Here is a 23105-nt window from a genome sequence, read left to right on the forward strand (position 1 = left end):
TCAGATAGCCCCCGCAAAGATCGGGTTACGGGCCAATGGTGCAGACTGGCCAGCAGCGGGCGCCTCATCTTCCCAGCGCCGGCCATTGAGCCAACTTGCCGGGTGCGGGATGAACAGGCCGCCGTCTTTGCGCCATTGCTCGCCGGCCTTCTGAGATTCAAGCCCGGCCATCAGGTCGGCAAGCGTCTGGCCGGTCGGTTTGATCTTGCGCCATGCCTTCAGGGCTTGGGGCTTGGCTACCTTCTTCGGGTACTGCTGCCAGAAATTGGTGAAGCCATCATCTGCCGACTCGCTCGCCGAAGGTGAGCAAGGGGTTTCTTCAGGAATCAGTAAGAGGGAATCAGGAATCAGCAGGATTCCCATGGTGCTTGCATCATCTTTGCACGGTGCTTGCACCGTACTGGCACTATGCAAACCCTGTGCAGGTATGGTGCTTTGCTTCTCGTCTTTGTGCGGGTTTTGGTGCTTGCAGAAGTTGGTGACTTGCAGGTAACGCTTACCGTCGACCTGGTAGCGGACAATCATCCCAGTGTCTGCAAGATCATTCAGCACCCCATCACAATCGAGATTGTCGGCTGGGAAGATTTCCATCTTGATCTGCTTTGGACGGTCTTCAAGCCTGCCCTCTCGATCGGCAAGCGTCCAAACGCCAATGAACAACAGTCGAGCCTCAAAGGACAGTTCTGCCAAATCGGCGTTTCGGAAGAAGCCGGGCTTAATGTTGCGCGATCGAGCCATGTCACACCCCGGCCAGCTTTGCGGCCTGGCGGCACGCAGCTTCGTATTCGGCCGAGGTGGTTGCAGTTGCGGTGAGTGACGCCTTCAACGACTCATAGAGCGCAAAGCCATTTTCGCAGCACCTACGTTTCGGCTTCGGTCGTGGCGAGCGACGATTGCGCGTTTTCATGCAGCCTCCAAATCCGGGGCCAGCATTTTGCGGAGGTCGCCCACGTTCCAGGCGGTAACGCGCTCCGATAGCTTGCGGGGTGCGGGTAGCGCGCCACGCTTTACCATGCGCCAGACAGTTGCGGCAGAACACCCGATCAGGGCCTGTACTACGGGCTGACGGACGTTTGCAGAATCAGGGAGAGAGTCAAAGTTTTTGAGCGCATCGGGAATTGCGCCCTGGCTGGTTGATTGTTCCATGCGATATCTCCTTGAGATATGCCACGCGCCGACATGGCACGGTGTGCATGGAAAACATTTTTTCCCCTCAACAGCGGAACAAAATACAGCGCGAATTTAATTCCGGTTTTCTTGGCTCGCCCGAAAAGTTCGAACTTGTTTTACTGCCGAATCAAGGAGTGCGTCGACTTTGTAATCGCCGGTCGGAATGCCTGCTGCGGTATTGCGCTGAGCCGATTGCAACATCACGCGTCGAATCGACTCTTTGATAGTTATCGTCTCGCCATCCTCGCGCAATGCTCTTTCCGTTTCTTGCTCAGCCCAAAACGATAGAGCCGGAATGTTGCCGGGGTTACGACCACCTCTTGGCCTTCCTCGCCCTTTTTTCGGGTGCGATTGCGCATCGAGAGCCGCGGCTAGACGAATGGCAACTTCTCGCCATTCTTCAAGCCCCCAATCAGACGGCGGGGATTCAAATTCAGCTTGAAATGCATCAAGCGTTTTCATCAGCGCTCCTTCTGCGCCCTTCGTTGGGGGCGGCGTACTCGGTTACGTCGCTATGCTGCATTCCCATGAAGCGGAATGATATTCGCGCCGGCCTTCAACTTGTCCAGGTAGTCCGCCCATAGCTGCATCATTGCCCTACGTTCCTTGATGAACTTGGTACGGTTGTAGGCTGTTCCGAGTGCATCAGGCACAGTGTGCGCGAGCTGGTGTTCGATCACCTCCGGCTTCAGGTGCAATTCCTCATGCAGAATCGTTCGAGCCATTGCCCGGAAACCGTGCCCGGTAATTTCGGTTCTCGTGTCGTAGCCCAGGCGGCGTAATGCTGCATTAATGGCGGCCTCGCTCATCGGCTTCTGTGGATCGCGTCCGGGATAAACATACCGCCCGTGCCCGGTGAGGTCGTGTAACTCTCGTAGCGTTGCGACCACTTGCGAAGCCAGCGGCACAATGTGTTCAGTCTTCGTCTTGGTGACGAAGTAGCGCCATTCGGCCTTGTCGAAATCAATCTGCGCCCACTCTGCCTTTCGCAGTTCGCCGGGACGGACAAACACCCGGGGGGCAATCTCCAATGCGCACTTCACAACGAACGTGCCGCTGAACGCGTCAAACGAACGGAGCATTTCACCAACTTTGGCCGGTTCGGTGATGCTGGCAAAGTTGGTCGATCGCGGCGACGGTATGGCTCCCTTCAGATCCGGACACGGATCGCGCTCTGCCCTCCCCGTTGCGATTGCATAGCGCATCACCTGGCTGATCTGACCGCGCGAGCGGTGCGCGGTATAGCGAGCACCCCGTGCATCAATTCGACGTAGCACCGACAGTATTTCGGGCGCCGTAATTTCTGAAATTGGCCGAGCGCCAATCCAAGGAAAGACATCGCTTTGAAGACGGGCCATAGTCTTGTCATATTGGCCGGGTGAGACGATGGTCTTTTGACCTTCCAGCCACTCCCTGGCGATGACCTCAAAGCTGTTGGCGGCCTGCTCTCCTTGAGCGGATTTCTGAGCCTTTCGGTTTTCGCTGGGATCAACACCATCGGCCAGGAGCTTCCGCGCATCGTCCCGCTTGCTTCTGGCTTCCTTCAGCCCAACCTCGGGATAGGTGCCAAACGACAAAAGTTTTTCTTTACCGGCTACGCGGTACTTCAGGCGCCACCATTTCGACCCTTTTGGATTGATCAGGAGGAACAACCCTTTTTCGTCAGCCAACTTGTAGGGCTTCTCGCCTGGTTTGGCTGTTCGGATAGTGGTATCAGTCAGGGGCATAGGGGGTAACTCCGTCCGCGCATCAGGTCAAAACCCACCTTGCCGGGGGTAACAACCTCATGGAGCTATGCAACTACCCCCACAGTTACCCCCACCAAGCTTGGGATGTTGTGAGACGATATTACACGTAGAGAAACACAAAACAAATAAAAAACCCGCACTTAGGCGGGTTATTGATGCTTCGTGATATGACTTGAAACGCTTAGATGGTGCCCGGGACGGGAATCGAACCCGTACAGCCATAAGCCGAGAGATTTTAAGTCTCTTGTGTCTACCAATTTCACCACCCGGGCGGATTGTTGATTATATCGGTGTCCCGATACGAAAAAGGGAAAGCGCTCAGCGCTTTCCCTTCGTATATTGGAGCGGCAGAAGAGTCTCGAACTCTCGACCTCAACCTTGGCAAGGTTGCGCTCTACCAACTGAGCTACTGCCGCAAATTCTTGGAGGCGCGAGCCGGAGTCGAACCGACCTACACGGATTTGCAATCCGGTGCATAACCGCTTTGCTATCGCGCCGTGCCTACAAATTATGCGATACAACCAGAAAGAAGACTACGTTTCTTTCAGAAAAACTGGAGCGGCAGAAGAGTCTCGAACTCTCGACCTCAACCTTGGCAAGGTTGCGCTCTACCAACTGAGCTACTGCCGCGTCAAACAGAGCGCGCATTATAGACGCCCCAACGGGTTTGTCAACATCAACTACGCTTTTTCCGCGCTACGCTTGACGATTTCCGGCCACGCCATGCGCAGATAGTATCCCATCGACCACAGCGTCAGCAGCGCGGCAACCCAGATCAGCACATTGCCGATCAAGCGTATATCGAGGCCGAACAGCGGCGCGTAATAAAGGAGCAGCGGGATGGCGACCATCTGGGCAGCCGTCTTGACTTTGCCGAGCATGGATACGGCGACGCTCTTGGCCGCGCCAATCTTGGCCATCCATTCGCGCAGCGCCGAGATGGTGATCTCCCGGCCGATGATGATCGACGCGACAATGGCATCGGCCCGCCCCAATTGAACCAGGATAATCAGCGCGGCAGCCACCATCAACTTGTCGGCAACCGGGTCGAGAAAGGCCCCAAAGGCCGAGGTCTGGTCGAGTTTTCGCGCCAGATAGCCATCAGCCCAGTCGGTAAATGCCGCCGCGACAAATATTAGAGTGGCCGCCAGATCGCGTTCGTGCGGCGTTGCCCAGCCCGCCGGCAGGAAATAGACCGTGATCAGTAGCGGGATCGCCACGATACGAAGCCAGGTCAGCAGGATGGGGAGGTTGAAAGGCATGCGTCAGTGTAATGCAGAATAAATTTTGTCGGCCATTTCCCGACTGATGCCGGGGACTTCAGCCAGCTGTTCGGGGCTGGCCGCAAGAACGCCAGGCAGACCGCCAAAACGGGAAACCAGCGCCTTTCGTCTCGCCGGGCCAACACCAGGCAGACTGTCGAGCGTAGACGTTTTCCTCGCCTTGCCCCGCCGGGCACGATGGCCGGTGATGGCGAAACGGTGAGCTTCGTCGCGGATTTCCTGAATCAGGTGCAGTGCCGGATGTTCCGGCGGCAATTGTAGCGGCTCGCGCCCGTTCGCGAAAATCAGCGTTTCAAGGCCAGGCTTTCGCTCTTCCCCCTTGGCGACGCCAAGCATCGGCAGGTGCGCCAGACCGAGGTCGGCCAATGCGCTATAGGCTGAACTTACCTGGCCTTTGCCACCGTCAATCAGGATCAGATCGGGTGCCACGCCTTCCCCGGCCGCGATGCTGCCATAACGCCGGGTTACCGCCTGGCGCATCGCCGCATAGTCGTCGCCGCCCTGAATGTCCTTGATGTTGAAACGGCGGTAATCGGACTTTTTCATGCCGTTGCCGTGATAAACCACGCAGGAGGCAACGGTGGCCTCGCCCATGGTATGACTGATATCGAAACATTCGATGCGGGAAATCGCCTCGGGAAACTGCAGCGCTTCCTGCAGGGCGGCGAGTCGTTGCTCTTGCTGGGCGGTTGCCTGATTGCGGGCGAATATCGCCAATCGAGCATTTTGCAGGGCCATGTCCACCCAGGCCTTATGGACAACTGAGCGTGCTTCCTGAATCGGCACCGGGCGCCCGGCGATCTCCGCCAGCATCGCTTCGCTTTCCACGCGCTCATCTTCAACCGGAAGCGGACAGACGAGAACCCGCGCCGGCGCCGGATGGGCGGCATAGTGTTGATGAATGAATGCCGCTACTGCGTCGGCGAGCGAAGATTCACCGGCATTGCTCGGGAATAACGGACGGTCGCCGAGATGCCGACCGCCGCGAACCATCGCCAGATTGACGCAGAGCTGCCCGGCATCCTTGAGCGCCGCAATGATATCGACGTCCTCACCCTTGCTGCTGGAAACAAATTGCTTTTCCTGGATCTGATGCAGCGACTGGATCTGGTCGCGATAAATCGCCGCCTGCTCGAAGGCCAGACGGGCGGAAGCTTCCTCCATCGAGCGGGTCAGTCGCTTGGTGACTTCCTGCTGCTTGCCGAGCAGGAACATCGAGGCCAACTGAACGTCGGCGGCATAGTCTTCCGCTCCAATGTGAGCAACACACGGCCCGCTGCAGCGTTTGATCTGATAGAGCAGGCAGGGCCGCGAGCGATTGGCGAAAACCGTGTCTTCGCAAGTGCGCAGACGGAACATCTTCTGAAGCAGGTGGATACTGTCCCGCACAGCCCAGGACGAGGGATAGGGGCCAAAATACTCGGCCTTGCGGTCCGGGTTTCCACGAAAGAATCCGAGCCGGGGAAACTCGCTTTTGCTGAGGACGATGTAGGGGTAGGACTTGTCGTCGCGAAAGAGAATGTTGTAGCGCGGCGATAGCGACTTGATCAGATTGTTTTCGAGTAATAGCGCCTCCGCCTCGGTGCGGGTCGAGGTAGTTTCAATGGTGGCGATCTGGCTGACCATGTGCGCAATGCGCGGACTGGAGACATTTTCGCGGAAATAGGACGCAACCCGCTTCTTCAGATTCTTGGCCTTGCCGACATAGAGGACGGCACCTCCGACATCGAGCATCCGGTAAACACCGGGCAACTCGGTCAGCGAGGCCAGGAAAGCCTTGGCATCGAAACTCATACGCTCAGCAACTTACCCGAGGTGCGCTTTGACGCCGGCGAAAACAGCCTCGAAGCTCTCCCGCGACAAGCGCCCGGTCCGCCAGTTATAGCCGCTACAGTGATAACTATCGACGAGTAACCGGCCATCCGGTAGCGAATGCGTGACATTGTGGCCGAAGACAAAATCCTTGACCTTCAAACCATAGCTCCAGAGCAGCGCCTGATGTGCGACAGCCCCCAGGGCGACAATTACTTTCAGACGCGGCATGGCCGCCAACTCGGCCTTGAGATGCCCATTGCACTGGCGAATTTCGGCCGTTGTCGGTTTATTGGCCGGCGGCAGGCAGCGAACGGCGTTGGTGATGCGGCAATTACTCAATTGCATGAGGGGATTTGCCCATTTATCCAGCCCCAACGGTTCGGCGGCGCTGGCAAAGCCAAAGCGATACAGCGCGGGATAAAGCAACTCACCGGCGACGTCGCCAGTGAACGGCCGGCCGGTGCGATTCGCACCTTTCTCACCGGGACCAAGGCCGACGACGAGCAGTTCGGAGTCGAGCGGACCGAAGGCGGGAACAGGCAAGGCGTGCCAGTCCGGGTCGCGCTGGCGAATGGTCGCCAGGTGTTCGGCCAGGCGCGGGCAAGTGGTGCAGTCTTGGGGGTCGTTAAATGCAGGCATGGCGGCGATGTTAGCATGTCGCCCATGCAGCTTCATTGGGACATCTTCTGCCGCGTTATCGACAACTACGGCGACATCGGCGTGTGCTGGCGACTCGCCCGGCAGTTGGCGAACGAGCACGGCAAACATGTTCGTTTGTGGCTCGACGACCTGAACAGCCTGCAGCCCCTGTGCCCAGCCATCGACCCAGCACGGGCTCGGCAGTCTTGCTCGGCTGTCGAAATCATCCATTGGACCGAAAACCCTCGGATAGACCGCGTTGGCGAGGTCGCTATCGAAGCTTTTGCCTGCGAGTTGCCGGTCGCCTACCTGGAAGCGATGGCCCGGACCACGCCAACACCCTGCTGGATCAATCTCGAATACCTGACCGCGGAAGCCTGGGCGGAAAGTTGCCATGGCATGGCATCGCCCCACCCTTCGCTACCGCTGACCAAATATTTCTACTTTCCAGGATTTTCGACGACGACGGGCGGCCTGTTGCGCGAACAAGGACTGTTTGCCGAGCGCGACGAAACAATCGCCCAGGCCACCGGCCATCATGGGCTGGATATCAGTCTGTTCAGCTATGACACGGCCCCGATTTCCGCACTTATCGAAACGCTCGCCGAATCCTCTATCGAAACTCGCCTTCATGTGGCGCCCGGCAAGCCGTTGGCAGCCGTCGCGGCACACTTTGGCAGCAACGGACCGTGGCAGCACGGGCGCCTGCGTGTCCAGCCTTTTGCCTTTCTGCCGCAAGACGACTACGACCGGCTGCTTTGGCGGTGCGACATCAATTTCGTCCGGGGCGAGGATTCGTTCGTCCGGGCGCAATGGGCCGGCAAGCCTTTTGTCTGGCAAATCTATCGGCAAGAGGAAGACGCTCACCTGATCAAGCTTGAAGCTTTTCTCGACCGTTACACCGCCGGGTTGAGCGCGGTCGGCGCAACGGCTGTGAGTCAGCTTTTTCGGGTATGGAATTCAACCGGCGACTTGCGCCAGGCCTGGGCCGACTTCATCGCCATCCGCTCGGAACTCGATCGACACAACCATCGCTGGGCGAATCAACTGGCGAAAAACGAGAATCTTGCCGAGACTCTCGTCAAGTTCTGCGCCGCCAAGGTATAATCCGCCGCTTTATTTTTCAGCTTTTTGGGAATCCCGAATGAAGACCGCACAGGAACTACGCTCTGGCAACGTAATTATGGTTGGTGCCGACCCGCTCGTCGTCCAGAAGACCGAATACAACAAGTCCGGCCGCAACTCTGCTGTGGTCAAGATGAAGCTCAAGAATCTGCTGTCCGGCGCCGCTTCCGAAGCCGTCTACAAGGCTGACGACAAGTTCGAAGTGGTTCAGCTCGACAAGAAGGAAGTGACTTATTCCTACTTCGCCGACCCGATGTATGTATTCATGGACGGCGAATACAACCAGTTTGAAGTCGAGGCCGAGAACATGGTCGACGCGCTCAAATATCTGGAAGACGGCCTGGCTTGCGAAGTCGTTTTTTACAACGGCAAGGCAATCTCCGTTGAACTGCCGAACAGCGTGGTCCGCGAAGTGATCTACACCGAACCTGCTGTCAAGGGCGACACGTCCGGCAAGGTTCTGAAGCCTGCCAAGCTGTCCTCCGGCTTTGAGCTGCCGGTGCCGGCTTTCGTCAATATCGGCGACAAGATCGAAATCGACACTCGCACCGACGAATACAAGAATCGCGTCAAGTAATCACGAGATTCACGGTACGCCAATCGGGCAGCTTCGGCTGCCCGATTTCATTTCAGGCCATCAATCGGGCAATGTTTTCCCGGGCAGCCTGATAGCGCGAATCGACCTGTAGCGCCGCCCAATCCTTGGCCGGCAAGCCGGGCAACAAGGCTTCAACGCGCTTGCCGCGCAGTGGATCGACTTCCGGATGCCAGTCGGCGAGTACCTCACCCACGGCAGCAGGTGAATTACAAACCAGCAACATGTCGCAACCGGCGCGATAGGCGGTATCGACCCGGCTCAGCATGTCGCCCACGACACCGGCCCCGGCCATTGAGAGATCGTCGGTAAAAACCACCCCATTAAACTTAATGTTATTTCTCAAATAATCGATCCATTTATTTGAAAATACAGCAGTATTGCAATCCATACATTCATAAATCACATGCGCCGCCATGACCGCATCCAGGGCCAGCTCGCGGTACGGCAGCAGGTCCTCCTGCATGGCTTCCAGGCTGCGCCCATCGACCGGCAACTCGACGTGCGAATCCGGGATGACATAGCCATGACCGGGAAAATGCTTTCCACAGGAAGCCATGCCGCCATCGCGCAAACCGGCCGACAGGGCATTGGCCAGCGCCACTACTGCTTCGGGTTGCCGATGAAAAGCCCGGTCGCCGATGACCCGCGATGGACCATAGTCGAGATCGAGAACCGGGGTAAAGGAATAATCGACACCCCGTGAGCGCAATTCGGCGGCCAAGACGAAGCCGACCTGACGGGCGGCTTCGAGCCCTGCTTCCGGCCGCTCATCCCATAACCGCCCCAAGACAGCCATCGGCGGCAAGCGGGTAAAACCGTCGCGGAAACGCTGCACCCTGCCCCCTTCGTGATCGACGGCAATCAGCAGGGCCGGCCTACGCAGGGCATGAATTTCCCGGGTCAGAGCGGCGAGCTGTTCCGGGGTGGTGTAATTGCGACTGAACAGAATGATGCCGCCAACCAACTGATGACGAAGGCGGTCGCGATCGACTTCGGTGAGCTGCGTGCCGGCGATGTCAATCATCAGCGGGCCGAGAGCTTGGTAAATCATGCGTGTTCCAGAATGACGTAGGCGATGGCGTAATCAGCTTCATCGCTCAAGGAAAGATGGGCTTTGAGGCCCCGGTTTTCGATCAACTCAGCCAGTTCGCCACAGAAAACCAGGGTCGGCTTGCCCAGCTCATCGTGATTGACGGCAATGGCCGACAACACAGCAGGCGGCCGTACGCCGGTGCCGAGTGCCTTGCTGAAGGCTTCCTTGGCAGCAAAACGTTTGGCAAGAAAACGCCCCTTGCTGGCAGCCTTGGCAAACTCCTCAATTTCCTGGGGTGCCAACAACCTGCTGAGCGCCCGGTCGCCATGGCGTTCCCACATTTGCTGCAGGCGTTCGACCGCGACGATATCGGTGCCGATACCGTAGATCATTCGCTGCGCTCGGCCGCTTCACGCATCAATTGCTTCATTTCGCGAACAGCTTCGCGCAAGCCGACGAAAATCGATCGGCTGACAATGGCGTGACCGATGTGCAACTCTCGAATTCCCACCAAACGGGCCATCGGCTGCACGTTGTAATAATTGAGCGCATGCCCGGCATTGAAGCGCATGCCGAGTTCGCGGATGCGCTGGCCGGCCAGACGGATCTTCGCCAGTTCGGCGATCACCGCCGGGGCTTCGGCATCGCGGCCACGGGCATGAAAGGCGTGTGCGTAGGGTCCGGTATGGATTTCACAGACGCTGGCACCGATACGGGCCGCCGCTTCAATTTGCGGCAGTTCGGCATCGATGAAGACGCTGGTAACGATACCGGCACCGGCCAAGCGGGCGATGACATCCTTCAGGCGTCCTTCCTGGGACAGAACGTCAAGTCCACCTTCCGTCGTCACTTCATGCCGTCCTTCCGGCACCAGCATTGCCATTTCCGGCTTCAGCCCACAGGCGATGCCGACCATTTCGTCAGTTGCCGCCATTTCCAGATTAAGTTTGACCTGAGTCAGTTCGCGCAAACGCCGCACGTCGGCATCCTGGATGTGGCGGCGATCTTCGCGCAGATGCACGGTAATCCCGTCAGCCCCGCCGAGATGGGCCTCAACAGCCCCCCAGACCGGATCCGGTTCATAGGTACGGCGGGCCTGACGCAGCGTGGCGATGTGGTCGATATTGACGCCAAGTTCGATCATAGCTCTTGCAACTCCTTGAATATTTTACGGGTTTCCAATTCCTTGCCAGCCAGATAATAAGCCATCAAGGTCCGCATCAACTGCTTGGCTTCCAAACGGGAACGCGAGTCGGAAAAATCTTCAGCCTCAAGGTCGAGCAGTGTCGTACCCCTGACGACTTGCGCCGCCGCGTCGGCATGCTCGACACGCACCGGCCCCTGCTCCATGCGGTAGGTGTAATACGCCGCCGGAATGATCGCCTCACCGGCGCTGTCATGGCTCAGTGTCAGGCCATAACCAAGCTCCTGTAGCAGCGCTTTCTCAAAGCTGCGCAGATCGGGCTCACGCACCTTGCCACTCGGATCGACGGCCAGCCGGGCGAGCATTTCGGCATAACGCACGAAAAGGTGTTCGTGCGCATCCTCGCGCGGCAGCAGGTGCATCAGCAATTCATTGAGGTAATAGCCGCAGAACAGGGCATCGCCGACCAGCAAGGGTTGGCCGCCCAGCCATTCGGCTTTCATCAGGGTGAGAACTTCCCCTTTGCCGGCCCAGCCGATCTCGATCGGCTGGAAGGCCATCAGCAAGCCGCGTATCGCCGAACGGGGGCGGCGGGCGCCGCGCGCCAACAAAGCCATGCGCCCGAAATCGCGGGAAAATACTTCGACAATAAGACTGGTTTCCCGGAACGGGTACGTATGCAAGACGTAGGCCGGCTGGCCATCGACTTTGCTGCGCAGGTTCATTCGTAACCGAGGCTCTTCAGCAGGCGTTCGTCATCGTTCCAGCCCGATTTGACCTTGACCCAGATCTCGAGATAAACCTTGCCGTCGAACAGGCGCTCCATGTCCTGGCGTGCTTCGCTGGCGATGCGCTTGAGCGACTCGCCACCTTTGCCGATCACAATGGGCTTGTGGCCTTCGCGGTCGACAACGATTGCCGCGAAAATCCGGCGCAGATTGCCTTCGATTTCGAATCTTTCGATTTCCACCGTCGTCGCGTAAGGCAATTCATCGCCAAGCAGGCGGAAGACTTTTTCTCGGATGTACTCGGCCGCAAGAAAACGTTCGCTTTTGTCGGTCAGATCGTCTTCCGGGAACATCAGCCCTTCGTTGGGCAGGTGCTTGCGGGCTTCGGCCAGTAGATCTTCGGTCTGGCGACCTTTGGTCGCGCTGATCGGGACCACCGCTGCATAATCGTGCTCGGCGGAAACCTGGGCCAGGAAAGGCAACAAGGCGTTGCGTTCCTTGAACTGATCGGTCTTGTTGACAACCAGAATCACCGGACGGTCTTTCGGCAACAACCTGACGACCGCCTGATCCTTGGCATCATAACGACCGGCTTCAACAACGAAGAGCACCAGATCAACATCGCTCAGCGTCTGGGTGACGCCGCGATTCATTGCCCGGTTCAAGGCATTGGAAAACTTGGTCTGAAAACCGGGGGTGTCAACGAAGACGAATTGCGCATCCTCCTTGGTCACGATGCCGGTAATCCGGTGGCGAGTCGTTTGCGCCTTGCGCGAAACAATACTGATTTTTTCCCCAACCAGACGGTTGAGCAGCGTCGACTTGCCAACATTGGGTCGGCCCACGATAGCGATGTAACCGGAACGGATTTTTTTCATGCCTTCAATTCTTTCAATGCCTGTTCGGCGGCGATCTGCTCCGCAATACGGCGGCTAGGTCCGTAACCGACGGTACGCACGGACGGATGGTCAATTTCACAAGCCACCTTGAAACGCTGCTCGTGGGCAGCGCCGGTCGCTTCAAGAAGCTGGTAACGGGGCAACGGTTTCTTGCGCCCTTGCAGCCACTCCTGCAAGCTGGTTTTGGCATCCTTCTGCACCTGTCCTGGTCGCAGCTCATCCAGCAGAGGGGTATACAGCTTGATGATGACCGCGTAGGCAGCATCGAAACCGGCATCGAGATAGATCGCGCCAAACAAGGCCTCGAGCGCATCGGCCAGAATCGAAGGGCGTTGGGCACCACCGCTTTTTAGTTCGCCCTCACCCAGGCGCAGGCAGCCGCCGATATCGAGGCTTAAGGCCAGGCGATGCAAGGCGTCCTGGCGAACCAGGTTGGCACGCAAACGGGACAGATCGCCCTCCGGAAAATCCGGAAAGCGATGAAACAAGGCCGCAGCGATAACACAATCAAGAATGCCATCGCCGAGAAATTCCAGCCGCTCATTATTCGGCGTACCAAAACTACGGTGCGTCAGCGCCGTCCGGAGAAGAGTCTGGTCAGAAAAACAGTGGCCGAGAGTATTGGCAACGGACTGCGCGGTCATGCCATATTACTCAGCGGTCGACCCTTTGTAGTCAATCAGCAGGCTGACATTCCAGAAAAGATGAATACGCTTTTCATAGGCAAATTCGATGACGATTTTGCCGCCATCCTTCGATATATCGAGTTGGTTGCCGTAAAACTCGAGCATGTCGATTTCAGCGAACTTGTCGAACGACTTGCGGACATCGGCAACCGTGGCATCGGGGCCAACCTGAGCGACGACAGCTTTGGAGTCCTTCAAAATCTTGAAGTACTCGATGGCGGTCGGAGCCACTTTCATACCGAGCACAGCCACCAGAACAAGGACAATGCCCCAGAAAATCAGACCAGAGAGCGCCACGCCACGTTGATATTTCATTGATATCCCCTTACTTGAAGGAACCGATCCGGCTGAGATCGCTGAGGTTAAGCCAGATAAAGAACGCCTTGCCGACTATGTTTTCTTCGGGCACGAAACCCCAAGCCCGGCTATCCCGGCTGTTATCGCGGTTATCACCCATCATGAAATAATGCCCGGCCGGCACCTTGCAGGTAACGCCAGCAGCATTGTAAGAACAATTTTCGCGATAGGGAAAACGCCCGGCATCGGGCACAAAAGCCGGCGCATCGGTATCGTTGAGCAGGTTATGCTGAACCTCGCCCATCTTGGCAAGATACTGTTCCGAATAGTAAAGACGTTCCGGGTGCAGATAGTCAGCCGTTTTGGTCATTTCAACCGGCTGGCCATTGATGGTCAAACGCTTGTTTTGGTAGGCCACGGTGTCGCCCGGCAATCCGACAACGCGCTTAATGTAGTCGAGCGACGGATCTTCCGGATAACGAAAAACCATCACATCGCCACGTTGCGGTTCGTTGATGCTAATGATTTTCTTGTTGATCACCGGCAGGCGGATGCCATAGGTGAATTTGTTCACCAAAATAAAATCACCAACCAACAACGTCGGGATCATCGAGCCGGAGGGAATCTTGAAAGGCTCGAACAGAAAGGAGCGGAGCACGAAGACGATCAGGATGACCGGGAAGAAGCTGGCTCCCCACTCGACCCAAAGGGGTTCCGGCCCAATTTTTACACGAAGCTTGCGGAATTTCAGAATATCAACCGCATAAAGCACGCCGGTAATCACCAGCAGCACAAAAAGAATCAGGGCAAAGTTCATCGCTATTCTCAATTATCGACACGAAGCACTGCGAGGAAGGCTTCCTGCGGAATTTCCACACTGCCCACCTGCTTCATCCGCTTCTTGCCTGCCTTCTGCTTTTCCAGCAGTTTTTTCTTGCGCGAAATGTCGCCGCCGTAACACTTGGCCAGCACGTCCTTGCGCATCGCCTTGACGTTTTCACGGGCGATGATGTGCGACCCAATGGCAGCCTGGATCGCTACGTCATACATTTGACGAGGAATCAGTTCGCGCATCTTGGAAGCGAGTTCCCGGCCGCGATATTGCGAATTGGCTCGGTGCACGATCAACGACAGCGCATCGACTTTCTCGGTGTTGATCAGGATATCGAGCTTGACGACATCGGCCGCACGATATTCCTTGAAGTCGTAGTCCAGCGAGGCATAGCCTTTTGAACAGGACTTCAGCTTGTCGAAGAAATCCATCACCACTTCAGCCATCGGCATCTCATAGACCAGCTTCACCTGCCGGCCGTGGTAATGCATATCGACCTGATTGCCGCGCTTCTGGTTGCACAGCGTAATTACGTTACCGAGATAATCCTGTGGCACAAAGATCGTCGCCGAAATGATCGGCTCGCGTATTTCTTCAATCTTGCTGAGTTCAGGCAATTTGGCCGGATTTTCGATCTGAACCAGCGTTCCGTCACGCAGCACGACCTCGTAGACAACCGTCGGGGCAGTGGTGATCAGGTCCTGATCGAACTCGCGCTCAAGGCGCTCCTGCACGATTTCCATATGCAGCAGGCCAAGAAAACCGCAACGGAAGCCGAAGCCAAGGGCTTGCGAGACTTCCGGCTCATACTGCAATGATGCGTCATTGAGCTTGAGCTTTTCCAGCGCTTCACGCAGCGAGTCGTACTGATTGGATTCCACGGGATACAAACCGGCAAACACCTGCGGCTTGATCTCCTTGAAGCCGGGCAAGGCCGAAGCGGCCTTGCGGTCGACCGTAGTGATCGTATCGCCGACCTTCGCCGCTTTCAGTTCCTTGATGCCGGAAATGACGAAACCCACTTCGCCAGCCCGCAACGCATCGCGCGGAACCGATTTCGGTGAAAAAACGCCGACCTGCTCACACAACTGGATAGCACCGGTCGCCATGAACAGCAGCTTGTCCTTCGGACGAAGCACGCCATCAACGACACGAACCAGCATCACCACGCCGACATAATTATCGAACCATGAATCAATGATCAGCGCCTTGAGCGGTGCCGATGGATCACCCTTGGGAGCCGGCACACGGGCTACAACGGCTTCAAGAATATCCTCGACACCAAGACCGGTCTTGGCCGAAGCCAATACCGCATCAGTGGCGTCAATACCGATCACATCCTCGATTTCCTGACGGGCGCTATCCGGGTCAGCCGACGGCAGATCAATCTTGTTCAAAACCGGCACAACTTCGACATCCAGCTCGATGGCGGTGTAACAGTTAGCCACGGTCTGCGCTTCAACTCCCTGCGAGGCATCAACAACCAGTAGCGCACCTTCGCAGGCCGACAGCGAACGGGAAACCTCGTACGAAAAATCGACGTGCCCCGGGGTATCGATCAGGTTCAGATTGTAGATCTTGCCATCACGTGCCTTGTACTGCAGCGAAGCAGTCTGGGCCTTGATGGTAATGCCGCGTTCGCGCTCGATATCCATCGAGTCGAGTACCTGCGCTTCCATTTCACGGTCGGAAAGACCGCCACAAAGATGGATGATGCGATCGGCCAGCGTTGATTTGCCGTGGTCGATATGGGCAATGATAGAGAAATTACGGATGTGATCCATTGATGCTAGTAAAAAAGGGCGCTTTTCCAGCGCCCTTCCCTGTTCAGAAGACCCTGAATTTTAGCGGATTTCGGCCAAATATTCACGGGTTTTAGCCTCATCGAGGAAGTAATGACAAAGCTCTGTTTCGCCATGCAGCAAAACCGGCACCATTTCGTCGTACTTCGCTTCGAGCACCGGGTCGGCATCGACATCAACCACGGTGACCACGGCCGAAAACTCGGCAGCCAACGGCGCCAAAGCCATCTCCATGTCGTGACAGAGGTGGCAGTAGCTGCGGCTAAGCAGGGTCAGTTCAACCCCCACCGTTCAAACCCTTGATTGTGACGAAAGTCTGCATGTCACCACGGCGGATCAACAGCGTAACATTGCTGCCCTTCTCGAACTGGGCAAGCAGTTTATTGAACTGATCAACAGTCTTGACTTCGGTAGTCGCCCCCTTGCTGATGACCGCGATGACAATGTCACCCGGCCGCAGGTCGGCACGTGCACCGGAGCCACGAATCTCTTCGATGAGCAGCCCCGAGTTCATTTTCAGCTCGCGCTTTTGTTCGGCAGTCAGTTCATTGACGACCAGACCGAGACGGTTGGCGGCCTGCTCAGGCGGCTTGCCCCCCCTGGACTGACGAGCGCTGGCTTGTTTTTCGTCGACCATTTCGCCGACCGTAACGGCAATATCACGGGTCGCCCCTTTGCGCCAGACCTGCAGCACCGCGCGGCTTCCCGGCCGGACAACCCCGACCATGCGCGGCAAATCGGCCGAGTTGTTGATAGTCTTGCCATCGAACTTCAAGATCACATCACCGGCCTCCAGGCCAGCCTTTTCAGCCGGGCCACCTTTTTCAACGGCATTGACCACAGCCCCAATCGGCCTACTCAAGCCCAGCGAGTCGGCCAACTCCTTGCTGACCTCCTGTATGACCACGCCAAGACGACCGCGACTCACTTTGCCGGATGCACGCAACTGACTTTGCACCTCCATTGCCACATCGATGGGAATGGCAAAGGAAAGTCCCATATAGCCGCCGCTGCGACTGTAAATCTGGGAATTTATGCCAACCACCTCGCCGCGCATATTGAACAGCGGCCCGCCCGAATTACCCGGATTGATCGCGACATCGGTCTGGATGAAAGGAACGTAATTTTCCTGCGGCAACGAGCGGCCCTTGGCCGAAACGATCCCTGCGGTGACCGAATTATCGAAGCCGAATGGCGATCCGATGGCGACCACCCACTCCCCCACTTTCAACTGCGCGGTGTCCGCCAATTTGACAGCCGGCAGACCGGTGGCCTCGATCTTGATTAACGCCACATCGGTCCGCTTGTCCGATCCGATAGTCTTGGCCTTGAATTCGCGCTTGTCCGTCAAGCGCACGGTAACCTCATCGGCGCTATCCACCACGTGGGCATTGGTCAGTATGTAGCCATCGCTGCTGATGATGAAACCGGAGCCGAGCGATTTGTTCTCGAACTCACGCGGCGTCGCACCGCTGGGTGGGCGCGGAATGAAGCGCTTGAAAAATTCAAAGGCCGGGTCGTTCTCATCGAACGGAAACGGCATCATCTGGTTTTGGCCACGCGTAACCTGTGTGGTGCTGATATTCACCACGGCAGGCCCTTGCTTCTCGGCAAGCTCAGAAAAATCCGGCAGACCGCGCGCCTGAGCATTAACTAATGAGCAGAAAAAAATTAGCGAAAAAGCAGTAATAAGACGATTCATTGGCAGCATACCTCCTGATTCAACTAGGATCGGGAAATGATGTGGGGACGTTCGGTGAAATTTCCAGAGCCATCTCGAGAACGAAAGCGAACGTAAAAAACCGAAAGAACAAGTCCCCCACCGGCCCCCAACACCGCTCCCAAATCACCACCGATTTGCGTACCGAGCGCTGCTCCGACAAGCATGGACAGGAGCGGCACGCCGTAGGCCAGATTGGCCGTGCGTCGCACACTGCCAGCAGCGATCGCAACAGTCACACGCTCGCCGACCGAGGCAGCAACGAGATTGTCCACACGGTAAGTCTTCGGTCCGCTGCAAAACATCTGCGTCAAATGCTGACCACCACAGCCACCCTTTTCGTGACAACGGCCGCAGCCGCCCTGCTCGACTTCAACCAGTGCCTGATCGCCATCCACTGAGCGGACGACCGCCTGGATAGTGCTATTTTCTTCATTCATATTTCACCAACGTCGATCGGGTGCGATATCCAGCAGCGGACGTAATTTAGCCGCAACCGCTTCGCGCGCCCGGAAAATTCTGGAACGTACGGTTCCAATCGGACAGGCCATGATTCCGGCAATTTCTTCGTATGACATCCCATCTATTTCGCGCAATACGATGGCCGTCCGCAATTCCTCTGGCAAGGCTTCCATTGCCGAATTTACGGTCTGGCCGATCTGCTTCGAGAGAAGCAGACTCTCGGGGGTATTGATGTCGCGTAACTGACTCGCATCTTCAAAGCCCTCCGCCTCCTCGGCGTCGTACTCAGTAGACGTTGGAGCACGCCGACCTTGCGAAACCAGATAATTTTTGGCGGTATTGATGCCAATGCGATAAAGCCAAGTGTAGAAGGCACTATCTCCCCGAAAGGACGGCAAGGCGCGATAAGCCTTGATGAATGCCTCTTGTGAAACATCCTCCACTTCCGCTGGATCGCGAATAAAGCGCGAAAGCAGACGGCCCAACTTGCGCTGGTATTTGCTTACCAACTGGTCGAAGGCGCGCTGATCTCCGCCTTGCGCCCGCTCGACCAGTGCCTGATCGATCTCGCGCTCACTCATGGCTCTCGTTTTCCCTGGGGGTAGTCGTTAGTATGTTTATGAATCGGAGTATAGCTCAGCATTTTTTGAGCAGTAGATAGGGGATTATCCTTAATTGTGACTGTCTGTAACGGGAAGATGGGTTTTCCACGTGCTATATTTCAGTCAAAATAATCCCCCTAGAGAACAGCCGTGCAGAATTTTGATGTCCTTATCATCGGCAGCGGGTTGGCCGGACAGTCGGCCGCCCTCAGGCTAGCCGAGCATTGCCGTGTGGCGCTGGTCAGCAAACGGAGCTTGGAAGACTCGGCATCCGGGTGGGCTCAAGGCGGTATTGCAGCAGTTCTCGACAGCCAGGACTCGATCGAGGCGCACATTCAGGACACCCTGATCGCAGGTGCTTGGCTCAATGATGAACCGGCCACCCGCTTCGTGGTTGAAAACGGTCGCCGCGCCATTGAATGGTTGATCGAACAGGGCGTCCCCTTCACCAAGGACGAAGCGGGCTATCACCTGACCCGCGAAGGCGGCCACAGCGCCCGTCGCGTTATTCACGTCGCCGACGCTACCGGCCTAGCCGTCCAAAATACGCTGACCAAAAAAGTCCGCGCCAATCCGAATATCACGGTACTCGAAAGCCACATCGCCATTGACCTGATTACCGGTGAAAAACTGGGAACCGGAGAAAACCGCTGTTTCGGCGCGTATGTTCTGGATAGTCGCAATGGTGAAGTAATCACGATAGGCGCCCCAAACACGCTACTGGCGACCGGTGGCGCAGGCAAGGTTTATCTCTACACGACCAACCCCGACACCTCGACCGGCGACGGCATTGCCATGGCTTATCGCGCCGGCTGCCGGGTTTCGAACATGGAGTTCATCCAGTTCCATCCGACCTGCCTTTATCATCCACAGGCAAAATCTTTCCTGATTTCCGAAGCGGTTCGTGGCGAAGGCGGCCTGCTCCGTCTGCCCGACGGGACGCGCTTCATGCCGGAACACGATGAACGGGCTGAACTCGCCCCACGCGACATCGTCGCCCGGGCGATCGATTTCGAGATGAAGAAACGCGGCCTCGATTGTGTTTTCCTCGACATCTCGCACAAGGGCGAGGATTTCATCCTCAATCACTTCCCCAACATCCACGCCCGCTGCCTCGAACTTGGCATCGATATCGCACGCGAGCCGATTCCAGTGGTTCCCGCCGCGCATTACACCTGCGGCGGCATCGTCAGCGACCTCAATGGACAAACAGATGTCGCCAATCTCTACGTCGCGGGTGAGGCTTCCTGTACCGGCCTGCACGGCGCCAACCGACTGGCCTCGAATTCGCTGCTTGAGTGCTTGATTTTCTCGGAAGCGGCAGTCAAGGACATTCTCAGCAGAAAAACAGAGGCCCTACCGGAGCTGCCACTTTGGGATGAAAGCCGCGTCACCGATACCGACGAAGAAGTGGTCATTTCGCACAACTGGGATGAGTTGCGCCGCTTCATGTGGGATTACGTCGGAATCGTTCGCACCACCAAACGCCTGAAACGGGCCAAACATCGCATTGGCTTGCTGACACGCGAAATCCATGAGTTTTACTCGACATTCCGGGTCAGCCATGACCTGATTGAACTACGCAATCTCGTCGTTACGGCCGATTTGATTGTGCGCTGTGCCATGCAGCGCAAGGAAAGTCGTGGCCTGCACTTTTCCCGCGACTATCCTGAAATGCTGAAAAAGGCGAAAAACACGGTTCTCAAGCGTCGTCGTCCGGCACGTTGAAATCAGCCTGCCAGCGGAGAAACACCCGAAGGCGTCGAAAATCCTGTCGTTTCAGCGAATCGACGGTAACAATCAGCGTATGACACTGTCCGTTGTCGGCTACCAACCTGATGATGGTCAACCACGGATGAACCGTTGCCCCCGGCAGCAAGCGGGTCGCCAGGAAATCACTTTCACGAATGCCACGAATGGAAACCTGCCCGGCACGCTCGAGACGAATTGCTGAAAGCTTCGGCGACATCTGCCGCCAGGCTAGTCCAAAAAGTAGCCAGGTCGCCATCACAAACGCCAGCTGAACTAGGGGCGATTGTCGAAAAGCCAGCGCCGCAGCGGTTGCCGAGAAAGCGGCAAGAAGCAAAACCGCGTCCAGAAAACGAGAACGGTGCAGTCCGATGGTAATCGGAAACTGCATCGTTTTTACCTGACACGCCGGATCAGACGCGCTGGAATACCAGCGAACCGTTGGTGCCGCCGAAGCCGAAATTATTCTTCAGCGCAATATCAATTTTCATTTTTCGTGCCGTATTGGCGCAGTAATCAAGATCGCATTCCGGATCCTGATTGAAAATATTGATGGTTGGCGGCGAGATCTGATGATGAATGGCAAGGACCGTAAATAACGACTCGATCCCGCCAGCACCACCCAACAAATGCCCAGTCATCGACTTGGTCGAATTGACCACCACCTTGTAGGCACTATCACCAAACGCCAGCTTGATGGCCGCCGTTTCGTTTTTGTCGCCGAGGGGGGTCGAAGTACCGTGGGCATTCAGATACTGCACATCAGACGGCCCAACGCCGGCATTTTTCAGGGCGTTCAGCATGCTACGCCGTGGGCCATCGGTATCCGGAGCCGTAATGTGGTGGGCATCAGCACTCATGCCAAAGCCGGTTAGCTCGGCATAGATCTTGGCGCCACGGGCCTTGGCATGCTCATACTCCTCAAGAACCATGACCCCAGCCCCCTCGCCCAAGACGAATCCATCGCGATCCTTGTCCCACGGACGACTGGCGGTTGCCGGATCGTCATTGCGGGTGGACAGCGCGCGAGCGGCACAGAACCCCCCCATACCGAGCGGCGACACCGTAGACTCGGCACCACCAGCAACCATCACGTCGGCATCGCCGTACTCGATGATGCGGGCAGCGTCGCCAATGGAGTGCGTCCCCGTGGTACAGGCTGAAACGAGGGCGATATTCGGCCCCTTGAAGCCATACATGATGGACAGGTTGCCGGAAATCATGTTGATGATTGATCCCGGCACGAAGAACGGCGAAACCTTACGGACACCGCCGGCGATGTACTCCTCCTTGGTCGCTTCGATCAGTGGCAGACCACCAATTCCTGAACCAATGGCGACGCCAACGCGCTCGAGATCGGCCACGTTTTCCTGATCCAGGCCTGCATCACGCACAGCCTGAATGCCGGCCGCCATGCCGAAATGAATGAAAGTATCCATTCGACGGGCATCCTTAGCCGAGATATAGCTGGCGATATCAAAATTCTTGACCTCGCCGGCAATCTGAACCGGAAAGGTAGATGCATCGAACTTAGTGACATGGGCGATGCCGGAGCGGCCGGCCAGAATATTCTGCCAAGCCTCTTCGACGGTGTTTCCGACCGGGCTAACGATACCCAGTCCGGTAATTACGACTCTGCGACGTGCCAAGGTTCACTCCGAAAGCAAATGTGGCAAGGCCGGCCATGGAGGCCGGCCTTACCTAGGGCAACCAGAATTGGTTTATTTTTTGTTGGCGAGGATGAAATCGACAGCCTGCTGGACCGTGGTGATCTTCTCAGCCTGGTCGTCAGGGATTTCGCACTCGAATTCTTCTTCCAGCGCCATGACCAGTTCGACGGTGTCCAGGGAATCCGCGCCCAGATCGTCCACAAAGGAGGACTCATTCTTGATGTCCGCTTCGTTCACGCCCAGTTGTTCGGCGACGATCTTCTTGACGCGCTCTACGATGTTATCCATTAGAAAAACTCCTTCCCCTCAGGGGTACGAAAAAAAACGTTGCAAGTTTACCAAAAGCCGAGGCTTCCGGGAATTAATCCATAAACATGCCGCCATTCACATGCACTGTCGTGCCCGTGATGTAGGCGGCGGTCGGGGATACGAGAAAACTGACAGCACCGGCGATATCTTCCGGCGTTCCAGCTCGACCAAGAGGAATTGAGGCAAGCATAGCCTTCTTTTGCTCTTCGGTCAGTGCATGTGTCATGTCGGTGGCAATAAAGCCCGGCGCAACACAATTAACAGTGATGTTACGGCTACCCAGTTCGCGAGCCAGCGAACGGGACATTCCCGCAACGCCGGCCTTGGCGGCGCAATAATTGGCCTGTCCGGCATTTCCGGAATAGCCAACGACCGACGTGACATTGACGATACGACCGAAACGCGCCTTCATCATGCCCCGCATGACGCCGCGCGACATGCGGAAAACCGCCTTGAGATTAGTGTCGATTACGGCATCCCACTCGTCGTCGCCCATGCGCATGGCCAGATTGTCACGAGTAATCCCAGCATTATTGACGAGAATCGTTATGGCACCGAAATCCGCGACGATATCACCAAGTACCGAGTCGGTCTGGGCCGCATCGCATACATTGAGAGCCACGCCCTTCCCTTTCAGGCCAGCTTCGGCAAGAAAGGCAGAAATCTTTGCCGCTCCATCATCGCTAGTGGCCGTGCCGATAACGGTAGCGCCACGCTTGCCGAGTTCCAGCGCAATGGCACGACCGATGCCGCGTGTGGCACCGGTAACCAGCGCAATCTTGTCATTCAGCATC

28 protein-coding genes and 4 tRNA genes are annotated in these 23105 nt (G+C 56.7%); 3 read left to right on the plus strand and 29 right to left on the minus strand.

All coding sequences use genetic code 11. The annotated features are described in order from the left end of the window. From KI611_RS11525 to KI611_RS11580, 12 genes are all read right to left on the minus strand, one after another. On the minus strand, positions 1-738 hold the full coding sequence (locus tag KI611_RS11525) for a hypothetical protein (RefSeq protein WP_226414788.1): 738 nt from the start codon (positions 736-738) through the stop codon (positions 1-3). A gap of 1 nt (position 739) precedes the next feature. After that, entirely contained in the window at positions 740-907 is a 168-nt protein-coding gene (locus KI611_RS11530; protein WP_226414791.1) for a hypothetical protein, read from the minus strand. Beyond that, a complete protein-coding gene (locus KI611_RS11535) occupies positions 904-1146 on the minus strand; it encodes a helix-turn-helix transcriptional regulator (protein ID WP_226414795.1) in 243 nt (80 codons plus the stop codon). Before KI611_RS11535 ends, KI611_RS11530 begins: the two co-directional genes overlap by 4 nt. Before the next feature lie 96 nt (positions 1147-1242). After that, entirely contained in the window at positions 1243-1632 is a 390-nt protein-coding gene (locus tag KI611_RS11540) for a hypothetical protein (RefSeq protein WP_226414798.1), read from the minus strand. A gap of 50 nt (positions 1633-1682) precedes the next feature. After that, positions 1683-2897: a tyrosine-type recombinase/integrase gene (locus tag KI611_RS11545; protein ID WP_226414801.1), complete on the minus strand. Its 1215-nt coding sequence runs from the start codon at positions 2895-2897 to the stop codon at positions 1683-1685. A gap of 207 nt (positions 2898-3104) precedes the next feature. After that, positions 3105-3190: transfer RNA gene (locus tag KI611_RS11550), tRNA-Leu, on the minus strand. Positions 3191-3258: 68 nt separating this feature from the next. Next, positions 3259-3334, minus strand: a tRNA-Gly gene (locus KI611_RS11555). Positions 3335-3341: 7 nt separating this feature from the next. Continuing rightward, positions 3342-3415 (minus strand) — tRNA-Cys (locus tag KI611_RS11560). A gap of 57 nt (positions 3416-3472) precedes the next feature. After that, positions 3473-3548 (minus strand) — tRNA-Gly (locus KI611_RS11565). A 50-nt stretch (positions 3549-3598) separates the two neighbouring features. Further along, positions 3599-4180: a CDP-diacylglycerol--glycerol-3-phosphate 3-phosphatidyltransferase gene (gene pgsA / locus KI611_RS11570; RefSeq protein ID WP_226414805.1), complete on the minus strand. Its 582-nt coding sequence runs from the start codon at positions 4178-4180 to the stop codon at positions 3599-3601. 3 nt (positions 4181-4183) lie between these two features. Further along, complete coding sequence (gene uvrC / locus KI611_RS11575; protein WP_226414808.1) at positions 4184-5995, minus strand: excinuclease ABC subunit UvrC; 1812 nt, start codon at positions 5993-5995, stop codon at positions 4184-4186. Positions 5996-6007: 12 nt separating this feature from the next. Next, the gene (locus KI611_RS11580) at positions 6008-6784 is read right to left on the minus strand and encodes a uracil-DNA glycosylase (protein WP_319002287.1); all 777 of its coding nucleotides are present in this window, start codon (positions 6782-6784) and stop codon (positions 6008-6010) included. Between KI611_RS11580 and earP the strand changes: the two genes are divergently transcribed. Both earP and efp read left to right on the plus strand, forming a co-directional pair. Next, positions 6680-7762 carry an elongation factor P maturation arginine rhamnosyltransferase EarP gene (gene earP / locus KI611_RS11585; protein WP_226414837.1) on the plus strand — a complete coding sequence of 361 codons (1083 nt, stop codon included), beginning with the start codon at positions 6680-6682 and terminating at the stop codon, positions 7760-7762. The genes KI611_RS11580 and earP overlap by 105 nt on opposite strands. 37 nt (positions 7763-7799) lie before the next feature. Then, on the plus strand, positions 7800-8357 hold the full coding sequence (gene efp, locus KI611_RS11590; RefSeq protein WP_226414841.1) for an elongation factor P: 558 nt from the start codon (positions 7800-7802) through the stop codon (positions 8355-8357). A gap of 52 nt (positions 8358-8409) precedes the next feature. On the opposite strand, the gene nagZ is transcribed toward efp, so the two are convergent. The 13 genes from nagZ to rpoE are packed head-to-tail and all read right to left on the minus strand — an operon-like array spanning position 8410 to position 18562. Then, positions 8410-9429 carry a beta-N-acetylhexosaminidase gene (gene nagZ, locus KI611_RS11595; protein WP_226414887.1) on the minus strand — a complete coding sequence of 340 codons (1020 nt, stop codon included), beginning with the start codon at positions 9427-9429 and terminating at the stop codon, positions 8410-8412. Next, positions 9426-9803: a holo-ACP synthase gene (gene acpS / locus KI611_RS11600; protein ID WP_226414890.1), complete on the minus strand. Its 378-nt coding sequence runs from the start codon at positions 9801-9803 to the stop codon at positions 9426-9428. The genes nagZ and acpS overlap by 4 nt, the downstream gene beginning before the upstream one ends. Next, positions 9800-10555: a pyridoxine 5'-phosphate synthase gene (locus tag KI611_RS11605; RefSeq protein WP_226414893.1), complete on the minus strand. Its 756-nt coding sequence runs from the start codon at positions 10553-10555 to the stop codon at positions 9800-9802. Before KI611_RS11605 ends, acpS begins: the two co-directional genes overlap by 4 nt. After that, the gene (gene recO / locus KI611_RS11610; RefSeq protein WP_226414918.1) at positions 10552-11280 is read right to left on the minus strand and encodes a DNA repair protein RecO; all 729 of its coding nucleotides are present in this window, start codon (positions 11278-11280) and stop codon (positions 10552-10554) included. The genes KI611_RS11605 and recO overlap by 4 nt, the downstream gene beginning before the upstream one ends. Further along, a complete protein-coding gene (gene era, locus KI611_RS11615) occupies positions 11277-12161 on the minus strand; it encodes a GTPase Era (protein ID WP_226414921.1) in 885 nt (294 codons plus the stop codon). The genes recO and era overlap by 4 nt, the downstream gene beginning before the upstream one ends. Next, positions 12158-12826 carry a ribonuclease III gene (gene rnc, locus KI611_RS11620; RefSeq protein ID WP_226414924.1) on the minus strand — a complete coding sequence of 223 codons (669 nt, stop codon included), beginning with the start codon at positions 12824-12826 and terminating at the stop codon, positions 12158-12160. The genes era and rnc overlap by 4 nt, the downstream gene beginning before the upstream one ends. A 6-nt stretch (positions 12827-12832) precedes the next feature. Next, complete coding sequence (locus KI611_RS11625; RefSeq protein ID WP_226414927.1) at positions 12833-13183, minus strand: DUF4845 domain-containing protein; 351 nt, start codon at positions 13181-13183, stop codon at positions 12833-12835. A 10-nt stretch (positions 13184-13193) separates the two neighbouring features. Next, positions 13194-13982 (minus strand): signal peptidase I, encoded by a 789-nt coding sequence (lepB, locus tag KI611_RS11630; RefSeq protein ID WP_226414930.1) that lies wholly within the window; start codon positions 13980-13982, stop codon positions 13194-13196. Positions 13983-13990: 8 nt separating this feature from the next. Further along, the gene (gene lepA, locus KI611_RS11635; protein ID WP_226414958.1) at positions 13991-15781 is read right to left on the minus strand and encodes a translation elongation factor 4; all 1791 of its coding nucleotides are present in this window, start codon (positions 15779-15781) and stop codon (positions 13991-13993) included. A gap of 60 nt (positions 15782-15841) precedes the next feature. Then, entirely contained in the window at positions 15842-16087 is a 246-nt protein-coding gene (locus KI611_RS11640) for a glutaredoxin family protein (RefSeq protein WP_226414962.1), read from the minus strand. Then, positions 16077-17501: a DegQ family serine endoprotease gene (locus tag KI611_RS11645; protein WP_226414966.1), complete on the minus strand. Its 1425-nt coding sequence runs from the start codon at positions 17499-17501 to the stop codon at positions 16077-16079. The genes KI611_RS11640 and KI611_RS11645 overlap by 11 nt, the downstream gene beginning before the upstream one ends. A 23-nt stretch (positions 17502-17524) precedes the next feature. Beyond that, positions 17525-17959: a SoxR reducing system RseC family protein gene (locus KI611_RS11650; protein WP_226414969.1), complete on the minus strand. Its 435-nt coding sequence runs from the start codon at positions 17957-17959 to the stop codon at positions 17525-17527. 3 nt (positions 17960-17962) lie between these two features. Further along, positions 17963-18562, minus strand: a complete 600-nt coding sequence (rpoE, locus tag KI611_RS11655) for an RNA polymerase sigma factor RpoE (protein WP_226414972.1) — start codon at positions 18560-18562, stop codon at positions 17963-17965. 171 nt (positions 18563-18733) lie between these two features. Here rpoE and nadB point away from each other — a divergent pair, with 171 nt between their 5' ends. Further along, a complete protein-coding gene (nadB, locus tag KI611_RS11660) occupies positions 18734-20311 on the plus strand; it encodes an L-aspartate oxidase (protein WP_226414975.1) in 1578 nt (525 codons plus the stop codon). Here the strand turns inward: nadB and KI611_RS11665 are convergent. From KI611_RS11665 to fabG, 4 genes are all read right to left on the minus strand, one after another. Further along, on the minus strand, positions 20286-20723 hold the full coding sequence (locus KI611_RS11665; protein ID WP_226414979.1) for a protein YgfX: 438 nt from the start codon (positions 20721-20723) through the stop codon (positions 20286-20288). The two genes, nadB and KI611_RS11665, sit on opposite strands and share 26 nt — an antisense overlap. A 22-nt stretch (positions 20724-20745) precedes the next feature. Continuing rightward, a complete protein-coding gene (gene fabF, locus KI611_RS11670) occupies positions 20746-21981 on the minus strand; it encodes a beta-ketoacyl-ACP synthase II (RefSeq protein ID WP_226414983.1) in 1236 nt (411 codons plus the stop codon). 72 nt (positions 21982-22053) lie between these two features. Then, positions 22054-22290: an acyl carrier protein gene (gene acpP, locus KI611_RS11675; protein WP_066883607.1), complete on the minus strand. Its 237-nt coding sequence runs from the start codon at positions 22288-22290 to the stop codon at positions 22054-22056. A gap of 73 nt (positions 22291-22363) precedes the next feature. Next, complete coding sequence (fabG, locus tag KI611_RS11680; protein ID WP_226414986.1) at positions 22364-23104, minus strand: 3-oxoacyl-ACP reductase FabG; 741 nt, start codon at positions 23102-23104, stop codon at positions 22364-22366. Position 23105: the final 1 nt, after the last annotated feature.

It is taken from the genome of Dechloromonas denitrificans (assembly GCF_020510685.1).
GTDB lineage: Bacteria > Pseudomonadota > Gammaproteobacteria > Burkholderiales > Rhodocyclaceae > Azonexus > Azonexus denitrificans_A.

Excerpts from the sequence above, each read along its gene's own strand:
- KI611_RS11525 (WP_226414788.1), bottom strand. The coding sequence starts at position 738 with ATGGCTCGATCGCGCAACATTAAGCCCGGCTTCTTCCGAAACGCCGAT.
- KI611_RS11530 (WP_226414791.1), bottom strand. The coding sequence starts at position 907 with ATGAAAACGCGCAATCGTCGCTCGCCACGACCGAAGCCGAAACGTAGG.
- KI611_RS11535 (WP_226414795.1), bottom strand. The coding sequence starts at position 1,146 with ATGGAACAATCAACCAGCCAGGGCGCAATTCCCGATGCGCTCAAAAAC.
- KI611_RS11540 (WP_226414798.1), bottom strand. The coding sequence starts at position 1,632 with ATGAAAACGCTTGATGCATTTCAAGCTGAATTTGAATCCCCGCCGTCT.
- KI611_RS11545 (WP_226414801.1), bottom strand. The coding sequence starts at position 2,897 with ATGCCCCTGACTGATACCACTATCCGAACAGCCAAACCAGGCGAGAAG.
- pgsA (WP_226414805.1), bottom strand. The coding sequence starts at position 4,180 with ATGCCTTTCAACCTCCCCATCCTGCTGACCTGGCTTCGTATCGTGGCG.
- uvrC (WP_226414808.1), bottom strand. The coding sequence starts at position 5,995 with ATGAGTTTCGATGCCAAGGCTTTCCTGGCCTCGCTGACCGAGTTGCCC.
- earP (WP_226414837.1), top strand. The coding sequence starts at position 6,680 with ATGCAGCTTCATTGGGACATCTTCTGCCGCGTTATCGACAACTACGGC.
- KI611_RS11580 (WP_319002287.1), bottom strand. The coding sequence starts at position 6,784 with ATGTTTGCCGTGCTCGTTCGCCAACTGCCGGGCGAGTCGCCAGCACAC.
- efp (WP_226414841.1), top strand. The coding sequence starts at position 7,800 with ATGAAGACCGCACAGGAACTACGCTCTGGCAACGTAATTATGGTTGGT.
- nagZ (WP_226414887.1), bottom strand. The coding sequence starts at position 9,429 with ATGATTTACCAAGCTCTCGGCCCGCTGATGATTGACATCGCCGGCACG.
- acpS (WP_226414890.1), bottom strand. The coding sequence starts at position 9,803 with ATGATCTACGGTATCGGCACCGATATCGTCGCGGTCGAACGCCTGCAG.
- KI611_RS11605 (WP_226414893.1), bottom strand. The coding sequence starts at position 10,555 with ATGATCGAACTTGGCGTCAATATCGACCACATCGCCACGCTGCGTCAG.
- recO (WP_226414918.1), bottom strand. The coding sequence starts at position 11,280 with ATGAACCTGCGCAGCAAAGTCGATGGCCAGCCGGCCTACGTCTTGCAT.
- era (WP_226414921.1), bottom strand. The coding sequence starts at position 12,161 with ATGAAAAAAATCCGTTCCGGTTACATCGCTATCGTGGGCCGACCCAAT.
- rnc (WP_226414924.1), bottom strand. The coding sequence starts at position 12,826 with ATGACCGCGCAGTCCGTTGCCAATACTCTCGGCCACTGTTTTTCTGAC.
- KI611_RS11625 (WP_226414927.1), bottom strand. The coding sequence starts at position 13,183 with ATGAAATATCAACGTGGCGTGGCGCTCTCTGGTCTGATTTTCTGGGGC.
- lepB (WP_226414930.1), bottom strand. The coding sequence starts at position 13,982 with ATGAACTTTGCCCTGATTCTTTTTGTGCTGCTGGTGATTACCGGCGTG.
- lepA (WP_226414958.1), bottom strand. The coding sequence starts at position 15,781 with ATGGATCACATCCGTAATTTCTCTATCATTGCCCATATCGACCACGGC.
- KI611_RS11645 (WP_226414966.1), bottom strand. The coding sequence starts at position 17,501 with ATGAATCGTCTTATTACTGCTTTTTCGCTAATTTTTTTCTGCTCATTA.
- KI611_RS11650 (WP_226414969.1), bottom strand. The coding sequence starts at position 17,959 with ATGAATGAAGAAAATAGCACTATCCAGGCGGTCGTCCGCTCAGTGGAT.
- rpoE (WP_226414972.1), bottom strand. The coding sequence starts at position 18,562 with ATGAGTGAGCGCGAGATCGATCAGGCACTGGTCGAGCGGGCGCAAGGC.
- KI611_RS11665 (WP_226414979.1), bottom strand. The coding sequence starts at position 20,723 with ATGCAGTTTCCGATTACCATCGGACTGCACCGTTCTCGTTTTCTGGAC.
- acpP (WP_066883607.1), bottom strand. The coding sequence starts at position 22,290 with ATGGATAACATCGTAGAGCGCGTCAAGAAGATCGTCGCCGAACAACTG.
- fabG (WP_226414986.1), bottom strand. The coding sequence starts at position 23,104 with ATGCTGAATGACAAGATTGCGCTGGTTACCGGTGCCACACGCGGCATC.